General features: G+C 52.1%; 15 protein-coding genes and 1 tRNA gene. 2 read left to right on the top strand and 14 right to left on the bottom strand.

Annotated elements, in window-relative coordinates:
* Positions 1-3 precede the first annotated feature (3 nt).
* Positions 4-1347, bottom strand: coding sequence for a Na(+)-translocating NADH-quinone reductase subunit A (locus GOV45_RS17240; RefSeq protein ID WP_170480153.1), 1344 nt, complete (start codon positions 1345-1347; stop codon positions 4-6).
* 300 nt (positions 1348-1647) lie between these two features.
* Here GOV45_RS17240 and GOV45_RS17235 point away from each other — a divergent pair, with 300 nt between their 5' ends.
* Positions 1648-2763 carry a THUMP domain-containing class I SAM-dependent RNA methyltransferase gene (locus GOV45_RS17235; RefSeq protein ID WP_170480061.1) on the top strand — a complete coding sequence of 372 codons (1116 nt, stop codon included), beginning with the start codon at positions 1648-1650 and terminating at the stop codon, positions 2761-2763.
* Between the two features lie 122 nt (positions 2764-2885).
* A tRNA-Pro gene (locus GOV45_RS17230) sits at positions 2886-2962 on the top strand.
* Positions 2963-3030: 68 nt separating this feature from the next.
* On the opposite strand, the gene GOV45_RS17225 is transcribed toward GOV45_RS17230, so the two are convergent.
* The 13 genes from GOV45_RS17225 to phnY form a co-directional block, all read right to left on the bottom strand.
* A complete protein-coding gene (locus GOV45_RS17225) occupies positions 3031-3381 on the bottom strand; it encodes a hypothetical protein (protein WP_170480060.1) in 351 nt (116 codons plus the stop codon).
* Positions 3382-3648: 267 nt separating this feature from the next.
* Positions 3649-4635: a N(2)-acetyl-L-2,4-diaminobutanoate deacetylase DoeB gene (gene doeB, locus GOV45_RS17220; RefSeq protein WP_170480058.1), complete on the bottom strand. Its 987-nt coding sequence runs from the start codon at positions 4633-4635 to the stop codon at positions 3649-3651.
* Positions 4636-4638: 3 nt separating this feature from the next.
* Positions 4639-5826 carry an ectoine hydrolase DoeA gene (doeA, locus tag GOV45_RS17215; protein WP_170480056.1) on the bottom strand — a complete coding sequence of 396 codons (1188 nt, stop codon included), beginning with the start codon at positions 5824-5826 and terminating at the stop codon, positions 4639-4641.
* Between the two features lie 249 nt (positions 5827-6075).
* On the bottom strand, positions 6076-6720 hold the full coding sequence (gene ureG, locus GOV45_RS17210; protein ID WP_170480054.1) for an urease accessory protein UreG: 645 nt from the start codon (positions 6718-6720) through the stop codon (positions 6076-6078).
* Positions 6717-7382 (bottom strand): urease accessory protein UreF, encoded by a 666-nt coding sequence (locus GOV45_RS17205; protein WP_254448031.1) that lies wholly within the window; start codon positions 7380-7382, stop codon positions 6717-6719. The genes ureG and GOV45_RS17205 overlap by 4 nt, the downstream gene beginning before the upstream one ends.
* Entirely contained in the window at positions 7354-7806 is a 453-nt protein-coding gene (locus GOV45_RS17200) for an urease accessory protein UreE (RefSeq protein ID WP_170480052.1), read from the bottom strand. Before GOV45_RS17200 ends, GOV45_RS17205 begins: the two co-directional genes overlap by 29 nt.
* 19 nt (positions 7807-7825) lie before the next feature.
* A complete protein-coding gene (gene ureC / locus GOV45_RS17195; RefSeq protein WP_170480050.1) occupies positions 7826-9586 on the bottom strand; it encodes an urease subunit alpha in 1761 nt (586 codons plus the stop codon).
* Entirely contained in the window at positions 9586-9891 is a 306-nt protein-coding gene (locus GOV45_RS17190) for an urease subunit beta (RefSeq protein WP_170480048.1), read from the bottom strand. The genes ureC and GOV45_RS17190 overlap by 1 nt, the downstream gene beginning before the upstream one ends.
* Positions 9888-10049 carry a hypothetical protein gene (locus GOV45_RS17185; protein WP_170480046.1) on the bottom strand — a complete coding sequence of 54 codons (162 nt, stop codon included), beginning with the start codon at positions 10047-10049 and terminating at the stop codon, positions 9888-9890. Before GOV45_RS17185 ends, GOV45_RS17190 begins: the two co-directional genes overlap by 4 nt.
* Positions 10050-10067: 18 nt before the next feature.
* Positions 10068-10370, bottom strand: coding sequence for an urease subunit gamma (locus tag GOV45_RS17180; RefSeq protein ID WP_170480044.1), 303 nt, complete (start codon positions 10368-10370; stop codon positions 10068-10070).
* A 1-nt stretch (position 10371) separates the two neighbouring features.
* Entirely contained in the window at positions 10372-11109 is a 738-nt protein-coding gene (locus GOV45_RS17175; RefSeq protein ID WP_367648690.1) for an urease accessory protein UreD, read from the bottom strand.
* A 559-nt stretch (positions 11110-11668) separates the two neighbouring features.
* The gene (locus tag GOV45_RS17170) at positions 11669-12682 is read right to left on the bottom strand and encodes an Ldh family oxidoreductase (RefSeq protein WP_170480040.1); all 1014 of its coding nucleotides are present in this window, start codon (positions 12680-12682) and stop codon (positions 11669-11671) included.
* A 132-nt stretch (positions 12683-12814) separates the two neighbouring features.
* Positions 12815-14263 carry a phosphonoacetaldehyde dehydrogenase gene (gene phnY / locus GOV45_RS17165; RefSeq protein ID WP_170480038.1) on the bottom strand — a complete coding sequence of 483 codons (1449 nt, stop codon included), beginning with the start codon at positions 14261-14263 and terminating at the stop codon, positions 12815-12817.
* Between the last annotated feature and the right edge of the window lie 91 nt (positions 14264-14354).

Genomic DNA, 14354 nt, shown 5'->3' with positions numbered 1-14354 from the left:
GGCTCAGCCCTCCTTTTCAATTTTTGTCAGGCAGTCGCGCAACGCCAGCCCGTATTCATACTTTGCCGGGCACGCAAAACCCACGAGACCCAGATCCTCTTCATCTAATTCCAATGCACCCAAAGCCTGAGCTGTATCAGTGTCCATAACCAATAGGGCGCGCAAAAGCTGTGTGGGCAAATAATCCTGCGGCATTAGTTCTTCGAATGTACCAGTCGGAACCATTGCGCGCCGCCCACCATTGAGATTGGAGGTGAACGCAAATAGTTTTTTGGCAAACGCCGAACCAAGCACAGGTTGCACTGCGTATTTGGACGGCATTGGCAGAATCCAGCCCAAGGTAATCTGATCGCGGTCTTCGCGGATAATCGCGATCTGCCGCGCGAACCGACCAAGGTAAGCTGTTGGACCGTCCGCATGGTGCCCTGACAGGATCGAGCCCGATATGACCCGGGCTGTGCCATCCACATTGATCTCATCCCGGGTCAAATCGTTGGTTGACGCACCCATAACGGTGCGGATCAGGCGCGGCATACGCGCCGCTGGCCCCGCCAACGAGACCACCACATTGGGATCAAGGTGCCCTGTCTGAAACAGACGCCCGATCGCTATTACGTCCTGATATCCGATTGTCCAAACCCGTTTGTCGGCAACCAACGGTTCCAGATAATGGATATGTGTTCCTGCCAGCCCAGCAGGGTGAGGACCAGAAAATGCCGCCACCTCGACCCCTGGTAGGTCGCCTCCGGGAATTGAATCTCCATCGCGCTGGCAAAGATAGGTCTTTCCATCCGTCAGTTGTGATACCGCAGCCAGACCATCAGCAAAGGCCTCTGGCGCATCGTTTATGATCACCGCGGCATCCCCTGCCAACGGATCTGTATCGATCGCAGTCACAAAAATCGCCGCGGGTATGCTTCCCGGTAAAGGCATCTTCGAATATGGTCGCGTGCGGAAGGATGTCCATAAACCTGCGGCGCATAACTTGGCCGTTACACCTTCAGCGCTTGTTGCGTCGCCAATCTCGGCAAAATCGACGCCTTTGTCATGGACATCGGAAACTTGGATGACAACGCTTTGTAACACACGGCGCGCACCCCGGTTGATAGCTACTACCCTTCCGCTGAGAGGGGCAACCATCAATGCTTCTGGAGCATCCTTATGACAAAACAACGGCGCGCCGCGTTGAATCTCGTCACCCTCCTGGACCAACATTTTAGGCTTTAGTCCGACGTAGTCACCACCCAAAACCCCTACAGTCGAAAATTCAGGTCCTGGTTGGATTTCCTGCGCCGGTGCGCCCTGAACCGGCAGGTCCAATCCTTTTTTCAGTTTGAAAGTTTGCATGTCGCTACGTTCTTCCAAGCCTTTTACTTGCACCAACAGTTCTCGATGATCCGAAGATAACCCCATCCGCTACAAATCATCGTATCGGAGGTGCCGCAATTTCATCAACAGCTAGTTGGAAACAGCTGACCTTAACCCGATTACGGCTCCTTTACGCGGGGACGAATGCAAACGCAAACCCGATACAGACCAAATCGCGACATCAATACCACATTATGGGTGGAATGCGGAAATTGAGTGCAAATACGCGTATCAAATTTGGCTGTCGCCCCCACCTCACAACCGGTGTAAGGAACCACGATGGAAGACACCGATGATCTTGAAATTTTTCTGGTCGCCACGCCCGGCCTTGAGGCACCGCTTTGCGCAGAAGCGATCCAGTTAGGATTTACCGAAGCACAGGCTGTTGCGGGTGGCGTTTTATGCCGCGGCGATTGGTCCGAAGTATGGCGCGCAAATCTGGTCTTGCGGGGCGCCAACAAGGTTCTGGTGCGATTGGGTGGTTTTCCAGCTGTTCATCTTGCGCAATTAGACAAGCGAGCTCGAAAATTTCCGTGGTTCAACGTGTTACGCCCGAATGTCCCTGTAAAAGTTGAAGCAATCAGTCGAAAGTCCCGTATATATCATGCCGGTGCCGCGCGGCAGCGGGTGGAACGCGCGATAACAGAATCGTTGGGCGCTCCCATTTCGACAAACGCCAAATTGCGCGTCCTTCTTCGGATAGAAAAGGATATCTGCACCTTCTCTGTCGACAGTTCAGGAGAGCCGCTCCACAAGCGTGGCCATAAAGTGGCTGTCGCCAAGGCGCCAATGCGCGAGACGATGGCCGCCATGTTCCTCCGAGAGTGTAGCTTTGATAGATCAGAACCTGTTTTGGACCCGATGTGCGGCTCAGGAACTTTCGTAATCGAAGCGGCTGAGATTGCACTCGGTTTACTCCCCGGGCGTACACGACACTTTGCTTTCGAGGAACTTGCAACTTTTGATCGCGCTCTTTGGCAGACGATGCGCAGCACCACTCAAGAATACAAGTCCGGCTTGACTTTCTTCGGCTCGGACAGAAACGCCGGAGCTGTTGAAAGCGCCAAGGCCAACGCGGAACGGGCAGGTGTCAACGAAGTTACCCAGTTTCTCCAAAAGTCTTTAAGCGATATTAAAGCCCCACCAGGCCCCTGCGGCTTGATCATTGTAAACCCCCCTTACGGTGGAAGAATAGGCGACGACAAGCGGCTGCGGTCTTTGTATGGCAGTCTTGGCAAAGTTCTGATCGCCCGTTTTTCGGGATGGCGAGTTGGATTGGTCACCAGCAATTCATCACTCGCTCGCGCCACCCGCTTACCCTTCTTGCCGCCTGGTCCGGTGGTAGATCACGGCGGCACAAAGATCAGGTTGTATCGCACCGATCCTTTGAGATGAGTGTTCATTTTTTTCCGGAAACCCAACAGATATTCCAATCCCGGCGAAACGGGTTTTTGTGTTTTGTTTGGGAAATCCCTCTTGCGCACCCACATCCCGAAGTATAGATCACGCGCCACGGTCGGAGTGTAGCTCAGCCTGGTAGAGCACTGTCTTCGGGAGGCAGGGGTCGGAGGTTCGAATCCTCTCACTCCGACCAAATGAACACGGCAACCTAGGGAAGAGCCGTGCCACTTTCGTACCCGCCATTTTTTGATTGAAACTGGATCAGGCCGCGCCAAGCGCGAGGGCTGGACCAAAGAACTCGTACCGTATTCGACTGTCTGCGACGCCTGCTGCTTTCAGCCCATTAACCGCCATTGTCATAAACGCCCGCGGACCGCAGATGTAATATTCTGCGCGATCAATTGCGGTGTTTGCCACCAGCCACTCTGGTGTAATACGGCCTTCGAAATCAAACGCTCCCGCCGTGCGGTCCTCAGTTGTCGGCGTTTCATAAAAAGTTACGCAATGCTGGGCCAAAGAGCGGGCAGCCTCCGGCATCACATGGGACTTCCCGTTCTGTGTGGCATGCAGAAAGGTCGCTGGACGGTCAAACCCCAAAAAATTCAGCATCATTAATTGGAGTGACGAGAATATCATTTTTGAAGTTCCAAGCGGAGTCACCGAAAGTAGTGGGGCAGGAATTTCTCTGTATCGAAATGCAGCGGAGTTTTCAGATAACAAACCCGCGGGAACTTCAACGACGCTGTACAAAACACCTACGACCTGACGACATCATCGTTCGGAAGCAAGAAATCACCGCTGTGAAATACGTTGGCTTTCTTTCGCGCATCAGAATTTAGCGGGTTTTATGGGGCGGACTGCTCATTCCTATGCAAACATTCAACTCACGCCTACTACAGCAACACAATCGCCAGATTTTATGAGGCCAGGAAAGTGGCGGCTGATCAACAGCCCTTCGCGGCGCGCGTAATATTCTCGAGGCGGCACCCCTGTACGATCCATCGGCCAAACCCGAGCAATCAACTCGCCTTTTTCCACCCGGTCGCCCAGATCAATCACCGCCTCGTGCAGTCCTTCGCCATCGCTGAACAAGAAACAGTCTTCATCGGGCATCGTCACATTTATTGTCGGGTCCAACTGCATCTCACCTTGCAGAATCCCGGCGTGGATAAGCACGTTGCGCAGACCTTTTTTAGCTATTGCGTTGGTCTGCGCAGTGGACGTGCCGCCGCCGCCCAATTCAGTTGTGACCAGAACTTTTCCCAGATTTTCGACGGCTGTATCGTACATTCCCAAGTTGTCGATCTCCAACAATTGTACGGAATACGGTGCGTTGAACGCCTTCATTGCAGCGAAACATTCCTTCTGCGTTTTCTTGTCATCCAAGATATGCGCTGCGGCAAATGGTACAAAGTCAAGTGTCTTGCCGCCGGAATGAAAATCAACCGCAATATCCGCCATTGGCAACAATGTGCGTTGAAAATAATCTGCTATTTTTTCCGTAACCGTTCCGTCAGGCCGCCCAGGAAACGAGCGGTTCAAGTTTCCTTTGTCAATTGGTGAAGTGCGGCTGCCCGACAGAAAGGCGGGATAATTGAAGGCGGGGACAACAATAAGCCGCCCTGATACATCTTCGGCCCGTGTCGTTGCAGCCAACTCGTGCAGTGCTATTGGCCCCTCATATTCATCGCCATGATTGGCACCGGTTAACAATGCGGTAGGACCCTTTCCATGCTGGATTACCGTCAGCGGGATCATGATCGAACCCCAAGCGCTGTCATCCCGACTATACGGCAATCTCAGAAATCCATGGTGAACACCATCTTGATCCAAAGGAATCGTCGGCGAGATTGGGTTCGCTTTCATCGGCTAGTCCTTAACCAACATTTTACGCGGCACGTTTGAGAGGCACTCGGGATTTGTCTGACCAATACGAATGGTCTCGGTAATTTCAAACCCCCAATCCTCCATCCAGAGTCCTGTCATAAAGTGGAAAGTCATATTCTCTTGCAAAACTGTTGTATCGCCGGGGCGCAACGACATCGTCCGTTCACCCCAATCTGGTGGGTAACTTATTCCGATCGGATAGCCGGTACGATTGTCTTTCTCGATGCCATGTTTCTTAAGAACTTTAAAAAACGCGTAAGCTATGTCTTCGCATGTATTTCCAACAATTGCTTTCTCGAGCCCCGCCTCCATGCCTTCCAACACCGCTTCTTCAGCGTCCAGAAATGTTTGTGTTGGTCTTCCTAGAAAAACAGTGCGCGACAGTGGACAATGATAGCGATTAACAGCCCCAGCAATTTCAAAGAATGTGCCCTCACCTGATTTCATTTCCTTATCATCCCAAGTCAGATGTGGCGCTGCCGCATCGGAACCAGACGGAAGAAGCGGTACAATCGCGGGATAGTCACCACCGAAACCCAAACCTTCGTCGTATCGCAATCCAGCATCATAGATTTCTGCAACAAGATCGCATTTGCGAATTCCTGGCTCGACCTTTTCGAATATCCGGCGGTGCATACGCTCAACAATCTTTCCCGCCTGCCGCATATAGGTCAGCTCGGCTTCAGATTTCACTGCGCGCTGCCAATTGACCAACGTGTTGGCGTCGTTGAATTTGGCGTCCGGCAAATTCTTTTGCAGCGACGCAAATGCCGCCGCCGTGAACCAATAGTTGTCCATTTCCACGCCAATTGAACCGCTACCGGCACCAAGATCTTTTAGCCGTGCCGATAAATAGTCCATTGGATGCCGCTCTGGGGATTGCACGTAGTGATCGGGATAACCAATGATATTAACCGGGTCCATAAAGCATGTGCGCAACGCGCCGTTGGCGTCCTGACTGCGTCCAAACCAGATCGGGTCATCGTTCAACCTCAGAACAACGCATTGATGCACATAAAAAGACCAGCCATCGTAACCGGTAAGCCAGTTCATGTTCGACGGGTCGGTCACAATCAAAATATCGATGCCTTTACGGGTCATCTCTGACCGGGTCTTTGCGATCCTGTTCTGAAACTCCTGCATCGAGAAATGCAATGTTGGTGCGGGCATTTTGTTCTCTACTGACGAAGTTGCTTCCCCAAGGACGGTTCTGAATTCCCTGCCTATCAGATTTGGCTATTACGGTATCCTGTGATCCTCAATTCTACCAGTACAGAGCTTTTAGCATCAGCAGAAAGCGCGCAACCGAATACACCCGATCTGGCACCAATGCCGAACTCGAAAATCTCTACGTCTGAATTTTCGATCTTGAATCGACCGCCATATCACATTGCAAGTTAGTAAACCCCGCTGAGCGCCTTAATCCTGATTTTGCGCGACTGTGTCCGATAACTCGAGCCCGCCAATCTGGGCCAGCAGATCCACAATGTGGTCAACACCCTCACCATGTCGCAAGGACGAGAATACAAAAGGCCTTCCCTGACGCATTTTACCTGCATCGCTGTCCATAACGTCTAAGGATGCCCCGACATGGGGGGCGAGGTCGGTTTTATTAATAATCAAAATGTCTGATTTGGTTATCGCCGGGCCACCTTTGCGCGGTATTTCCTCACCCGCCGCGACGTCGATTACATACAAAGTAACATCGGCAAGTTCCGGACTGAACGTCGCAGACAGATTGTCTCCACCGCTCTCGATCAGAACCACATCAATGTCCGGGTGACGGTCCTGCATTTCTGCGACAGCAGCTAGATTAATCGAAGCGTCCTCTCTGATCGCGGTGTGAGGGCACCCACCCGTCTCCACGCCTATGATCCGATCCTGTGGCAAAATCTGCATGCGCATCAGGGCCTCGGCATCTTCACGGGTATAGATATCATTGGTAATCACACCAATGGAAACTCTGTCTCGCAATGCTGTGGACAGTGCGGCCGTAAGAGTTGTCTTTCCCGCCCCTACTGGGCCTCCTATTCCAACCCGCAATGGTCCGTTCATTTTACTCATGTTCGGAATATCCTCGAATACTGGCGCTCATGTTTCATCGACGCCACATCGCAAAAAAATGCGGTCGACCCCAAAGCATCAAGATCGCTTTCCTGCGCCTGTTGAGCAACCTCGGCACAAAGAGGCGTCAGTTCTCGGATCAGATGCTGTCCTTCTGTCTGCCCAAGCGGTATCAGCCGCGTCGCGCAAGCCACAAGATTAGCCATAAAACTTTGCAGAAACATTTGACAAGTCAGCCCCGAAGGCAGGTTTTGACAATGGGCTGCGTATCCCACAGCAACCGGATAGGTGAGTTTAGGCATGTTTATTTCCCAAACATTAGCAGTCACTGAGCAAAAAGCAGTGCCCAGCAAAAGAGTCTCGGACAGCCTTTCAGATGATGCGCAAAAGGCGCGTGCCTTTGCGTCAACTTCCAACAGTTCTTTTTTGTCCTTAGCTTTGTATGCCGCCATCAAGAAAATGCCGTCATTTCGGCCGGAGCCATATTGCAATACGTCTGCAATCCACGCGCGCGTTTGCTGCGCATCCGTTACATCGGAACTTTCGATGGCCCATTCCAAACCGTGTGAATAGGCAAATCCTCCCACCGGATAGGCAGGTGAAAACCACTGCGTCAGCGTTAGGATATCTGAGTCAGTGGGCGTGACCATGTGTCCTGCCATGCCCATATGCTCCGCCTTCAGGCGTGAACGGCTCGATAACTTCACGCGTGCTGGCCCCTAATTTCACAAGCATATCGCGGATCACATGATCACGCTGAATTAGCAGTCTGCGCAATTCGATCTGGCAAGGGGTATGACGATTTCCGATATGCCAAGCCAGACGCAGTAAGTTTTCACCAGTTACTTCCAGCAACTCTTCTGGCGCTGCGACAATTTCGATCTCACGCCCATCTTCCAGAACCAAAACACCTCCGTGATCCAATGACTTGGTTTGGGCTAGATCGACTAGAAATGCCTCGCCGTCATCGGTAGCCAGCATTTTGCGGCGCAAAAAACGCCCATCATAATCAAGCGAAACTTGAGAATACACAGGAGCTTGCGGGCGGTCATGGTAAATTCGGGCCGTTTTGATAGCGATCGACATCTGGGGCCTCCTTATAATCTCAAAACATAAAATAGCGCTGTGCCATCGGTAGAATCTCGGCAGGCTGGCAGGTCAGCAGCTCGCCATCGGCGCGAACGTCGTAGGTTTCAGGATCCACTTCAATCCTTGGGGTCGCATCGTTTAGCAGCAGGTCGCTTTTGCCAATGTCCCTTGTATCGCGCACGGCGACAGTCTGTTTTGCCAGACCCAATGTATCACCAATCCCTTTAGCTTGCGCGGCTTCCGACACAAATGTGATCGCCGAGTTCTCAACCGAACGCCCAAAGGCTCCGAACATCGGGCGGCTGTAAACTGGCTGCGGCGTTGGGATCGAGGCGTTGGGATCGCCCATCTGAGCACATACAATGGTTCCCCCTAGAAGAACCATCTCGGGTTTCACCCCAAAGAAAGCGGGGTTCCACAGGACCAAGTCAGCGCGTTTTCCCTCTTCAATGCTGCCGATTTCATGGCTCAGACCGTGCGCAATCGCCGGGTTGATGGTGTATTTGGCTATATAGCGACGGACACGCATATTATCATTTTCACCGGTCTCTTCAGGAAGACGCCCTCGCTGTTTTTTCATCTTGTCAGCGGTTTGCCAGGTGCGGATCAATACCTCGCCTACACGGCCCATGGCTTGACTGTCTGAGGCTATAATACTGAAAGCACCCATGTCGTGAAGGATGTCTTCGGCCGCAATGGTTTCACGCCGTATTCTGCTTTCGGCAAATGCCACATCTTCAGGGATGGATTTGTCGAGGTGGTGACAAACCATAAGCATGTCCAAGTGTTCTTCGACCGTATTCACCGTAAATGGCCGCGTTGGGTTTGTCGAAGAGGGCAGAACGTGCTGCTCTCCGCAAATCTTTATGATGTCAGGCGCGTGGCCGCCTCCGGCACCTTCCGTGTGGAATGCATGGATTGTACGGCCCTTCATTGCGCCCACCGTGTTTTCCACGAAACCGGACTCGTTCAACGTGTCAGTATGGATCATAACCTGAACGTCCATCGCGTCAGCCACGGTGAGGCAACAGTCGATCGCAGCCGGTGTCGTGCCCCAGTCTTCGTGCAGCTTTAGTGCACAAGCTCCGGCGTTGACTTGTTCTTCCAATGCTGTGGGCAACGAGGCGTTCCCCTTGCCAGCAAAGGCCAGATTCATTGGAAAAGCGTCAGCCGCCTGCAGCATCCGTCCAATGTGCCACGGACCAGGAGTGCAAGTGGTCGCCAATGTACCGTGTGCCGGGCCGGTACCGCCCCCCAACATTGTTGTCAGACCGGAGTGCAACGCGTCCTCGATCTGTTGCGGGCAAATAAAATGGATATGACTGTCGAACCCACCTGCGGTTAGGATGCGCCCTTCGCCAGCGATAGCTTCGGTGCCGGGTCCGATGATTATATCGACCCCGGGTTGCATGTCCGGATTGCCGGCTTTTCCGATTTTGGAGATTCGACCGTCTTTTAAACCTACATCCGCCTTGTATATGCCGGAGTAATCAACAATTAGTGCATTGGTAATCACAGTGTCCACGGCGCCGCCCGCACGTGTCACCTGAGATTGTCCCATACCATCCCGAATAACCTTGCCACCGCCGAATTTGACTTCCTCGCCATAAAGCAACGCGTTTTCACCAGTGCCGCCCGAGCTTGCGGACCCGGAACTTTCAGCGGCCAGATCTCGCTCGACCTCGATTATCAAATCAGTGTCAGCCAGACGAAGTTTGTCTCCAACCGTTGGGCCAAACATGGCTGCAAAATCTGAGCGTTTGATTTTTGCCGGCATCAGAGTGACCCCATAACCTTTTGGTTAAATCCGTAAACCTTGCGCGCGCCACCGATTGGGATCAAGAAGACTTCGCGACTTTGCCCCGGCTCGAACCGAACGGCCGTTCCAGGGGCGATATCCAATCGCATGCCGTACGCGGCGTCGCGGTCGAATTCCAGCGCCGGGTTGGTTTCCGCAAAATGGTAATGCGAGCCCACTTGCACTGGTCGATCGCCAGTATTTGCGACCAACAAATTGACCGCTTTCGCATCGGCATTCAGCGTGATTTCACCTTTGACCGAAAACAACTCCCCGGGGATCATTTCGGCAGCTTCGACAGAAGAGTAATTGCGACCAATGCCGCAAAGACCAACCCGGTGCCCAACACTACATAATCAGTGCTATGGGCGTGGAAACTTGGGCCAGAATGGGCCATTGCCGGACCGGACAAAAAAAGAGCTGGAAACAGCAAGCGCGTCATGGGAGCATCCTTAGTTGGTTATCGGATTGGATTGTGGACGGTCACCAACTTGGTGCCATCCGGAAAGGTCGCTTCGACCTGAACTTCGTGGATCATTTCAGGAACACCTGCCATACATTGTTCTCTGGAAATAACATCTGCCCCAGCCTCCATCATGTCAGCCACAGAACGCCCATCGCGGGCACCTTCCACCACTGCGTCTGTAATAAGAGCAATTGCTTCGGGGTGGTTCAGCTTTACACCCCGAGCCAGCCGCTTGCGTGCAACCTCAGCCGCCATGGCAACTAATAATTTTTCCTTCTCACGGGGAGTTAGGTTCATGTCAAAGCATCCAACATCTTGGGAGAGTATTGTTGTTCAATTGCCGTAAAACTGGCAGTAAAGACTGTCGAAGATAATAACCGTTCTTCGCCAATAGGCGCACAGTCAGCAGGTTTTTTTGAAGCAAACTGGCACCACCTGTATCAGGCAACATATCGCAGATCGGGCTTAGTTGCCCTTCGGCCATGTCCGAGGCGAAAACTACCAGCGCCATTGCGCCGGCCCCCTGCGCGATATTGGGCCGGTCAAGATGTTCGTGCAAATTGCCTGAAAAAGATATCGCGTCCAGAAACGTGACCTTTTTTTCCTGCCAGATTTCTATCCGGTCTCGCAGCCGAATGGCATTCAGTATTTCCCCCATTGCAGGTCGGCCAAAAACAAGAGGCTCCACCATCAAAACGTGGCTCTTTGCTTCAAGGTCAATGACCAACCGCCGATCCAAAGCGCTCCCGTTGAACAGAAGCGTTTCTTGCGGCAACCAGTTTACCCTCGCTCCAGTTCGAACTTTTATCTGACTTCTGACTTTCCCGGTCTGGCTAGGTTTCGCCTTGTAGGCGCGTTCACAGGCTTGCGTCGTCAATGTCAGACTCGTTCCTGACTTTGCTTCAACGTTAAGCCTAAACCTGTCGCCCCCGGTGACTCCACCCGCTGTATTCAGAAGGACAGCATCTAAATCCTGTCTGTCCCCTCTCGGAAACAAACATTTGAAAGAACCTACTTGCCGAAATTTGTCGATCACACTACGCCCTCCCAAAGGTTTTATGCTGAGCTCGACAACACCTTCAGCGCGCGGTTGCACGGATAAATCTTCGGACGGTATGTGCGAAAACTGATTAATGACAGAGTCTTCCAGAGATATTCCTGTGAAACTTTTTCACGGCTTACCCGTTGAAACTCTATTGCCCACGCGCTCTTTTCACCAATCAGCCCAATGCTTGCACATTTTTTAATCATTTTAGCGCTGATTAGATTAAGACTCGTGCAAACAAGGCGGGGCAAAGCTAACGACTTACAGCGACCTTCCAGATCGGACGTAAACCAAATGCGCATCAGTATTTTGCGCCAGAACAGACAAGATCCAAATTTTGCAGGGTCGGTTGTAAACACCGGTTTCGCGCAATAACCGCAAGACAGTGATTAAAACTCGCAACAAAGCTCCTCGTCCGATCTCACCTTATTTTCAGCGATTTCAACGCTCGGTTTTTTTCGGCACTGAAATTTTCAAAATCATTTGACCTTTGAAATTTGTCGGGACCGCACAAAACAAAGACTTCAGAAATTCCCAGTTTCGCCTGTGACTAGTGAATGTTGCGTAACTGGGAAATCAACTCGGCACTAACTGCAACCCCGTCAGAGTCTGCAGCTGCACGATGCTTCAACCGACCGTCACCTGGGACGCGTGCATCGCCATTTCCCTCAATCTCGGCGCAAATGCGCGTAAGGTAGTCGTCAAAAGAAGCATTCCCAAACCGTGCCGGATCAATGACAATCAGTGTCGAGCCACCCTTGATGTTCAAGGCTCCATGCGCATCCCGGTCTGCATTGTCCACTGACAAGGCTCCTCCCGCCAAGGCTGCACCCAGAACCTCAACCAGAAAGGCGATTGCAGCCCCCTTGTGTTCTCCAAACGGCAAAAGGCTGCAAGTTTCTAAAATTGCCTTCGGATCGGTGCTAGGTTGTCCAGTGCTATCCAACCCAGCCGCCCTTGGCAGGTCACGCCCTTCAGCCGCAGCCAATTTGATATCCATCAATGCCATCATTGATGAGGCCTGATCCCAAACCACTGGAGCCATGCCTTTCCTCGGACATGCAAAGGACATCGGGTTGGTTCCAAAAACCGGACGCACACCCCCCTGAGGCACTACCATGGAAAGCGAATTCACCATCATCAAGGCGATCAAACCCGCTTCAGCAAATGACTCGGTATCGAAACGAAGCGCAGCCAGATGGTGACAGTTCGCGCAAGTAAACGCAGCTATCCCATTTTCTTGAGCAATTCCGGCCAGATCGTCTTGCGCTAATGCAGCAGCAATTTGGTAGTACCCGTTGTCGCCATCGCCTCGAAGAACACCCGGAGCGATCCGTTCGATTAATGGTCTGGCGACCGGGTTGGCATAGCCGGATTGAAAACTCTGAACATAGAACGGCAACATACGCAAACCGTGGCTGCGCAAACCATCGCGTTCCGACTGGGTGACAATGTTGGCAATCAAGGATCCGCCGTTCGCATCCATTCCAGCGGCAGTAAGCACGGTTATGGCAAGCTCTCTAATTTGATCCAAGGACAGGATTTCTGCCGTGATGTTTGCCATGGCTCCGACCTTTCATATTGTTTGGAATAATGTACGCCACTCTTTGTCTTCGCCTTGAGAAAACTATTCAATACTATTCTTTGATTGTGCCTACCGATTACCCGGACGACTGGGCCACATTTGGACCCTTCGCTAAGTCACCCAGGGCAGCGAGTACGTTTTAAGATTAGTGAAAAACTTCATAGCTTCGATAACGCCTTCTTTGACCCCGTTACCGCTGTTCTTGATACCGCCAAACGGGGACATTTCTATCCGGTACCCGGGCTGTTCCCAAATGTTGCATGAACCTACATTCAAACCGTTAATGAAAGCGATTGCCCGGTTTAGGTCGTTGGTGCAAACACCAGAGGATAGCCCATAAGCTGTTGCGTTCGAAATACGCATCACCTCGTCATCGTCGTCCGACACCCGGAGGATAGGCACAATCGGACCAAAGGTTTCCTCCACGATCAGTTCGCAGTTCAGAGGCACCTTGTCGACTACGATTGGAGGCAAAAGCGCACCTTGGCGCCCGGGATGATAAAGGATTTCGGCGCCCTCTTTTTCAGCTTGAAAGACACGATTCTCAAACAATTCGGCTGCTTTGTCATGGATTACACAACCCAGTTGGGTTTCTGGGTCCTGCGGGTCGCCAAATCTGATCGCTTTGGCCTTTTTAAGAACTAGCGGAACAAACCGATCGGCTACGCTTTGCTGAACCAAAATACGCTTAACAGCTGTGCAGCGTTGACCCGAATTTCCAATGGCCCCAGCGACGGCGATGGTCGCCGCGCGGTCCAAATCAGTTTCACCAAGGTCATTGAGCACAATCAATGGGTCGTTTCCGCCAAGTTCGAGGGCCAGACGTTTGTAGACCCCCTTGGCCGCAATCTGCTTGCCAACTGTCACGCCACCAGTAAAGGTAACGATGTCAACATTGCTATTAGTGACCATCTCATCACCAATATCCTGCGGCCAACCAGTAACCACCTGAAACATTTCAGGCGGCAACCCCGCTTCGTAAAGAATATCCGCCAGCGACAGGCAGGTTAACGGCGTCAGCTCCGTTGGCTTGCAGACCATACAGTTGTTAGTGGCGATAGAAGGCGCGACTTTGTGGCTTACCATGTTCAGTGGGTGATTAAATGGCGTGATTGCGGAAATTGCCCGAACCGGCTCACGCTGCGTATAGATTTTGCGCGCCTGGCCGTTCCGAGTTAGATCACACGAAAACACCTCACCATCATCTTTCAATGCCTCTGCTGCGGCAAACTGGAAAACATCCTGTGCACGCTTAGTTTCGTAAATCGCGTGCTGATGACAGATGCCCAGTTCAAGAGTCAGCCATTTGGCAAGGTATACGTACCGCTCACCAATCAGCTCTCCTGCGCGCTGCAAAATTTGACTCCGCTCATATCGCGTCAATGTTGGCTTGTACCGGGCGGCAACTTCAAATGCCGCACGCACGTGCTCAACCGATCCAGCAGGCACATATCCAATCACTTCATTGGTATAAGGGTAATGTACAGGAACCTTGTCTTTGGCGAAAACGACCTTTCCGCCAATCCGCATTCCCTCTTCCCGGACTTCAGTGTGTGACATCTTGTGCACCTTCTTAGCGTGACGTGAAACCGAGGTATTGGGCCGTGCCTAAGTAGCATTCGCTGTCTCATACTGAGGTTTCACGACAAAA

Origin of the sequence: Ruegeria arenilitoris (assembly GCF_013035425.1) — a bacterium.
Taxonomy (GTDB): Bacteria; Pseudomonadota; Alphaproteobacteria; order Rhodobacterales; family Rhodobacteraceae; genus Ruegeria; species Ruegeria arenilitoris_A.
The sequence above is the reverse complement of the archived record's forward strand: the minus strand, read 5'-3'. Positions and strand labels throughout refer to the sequence as shown.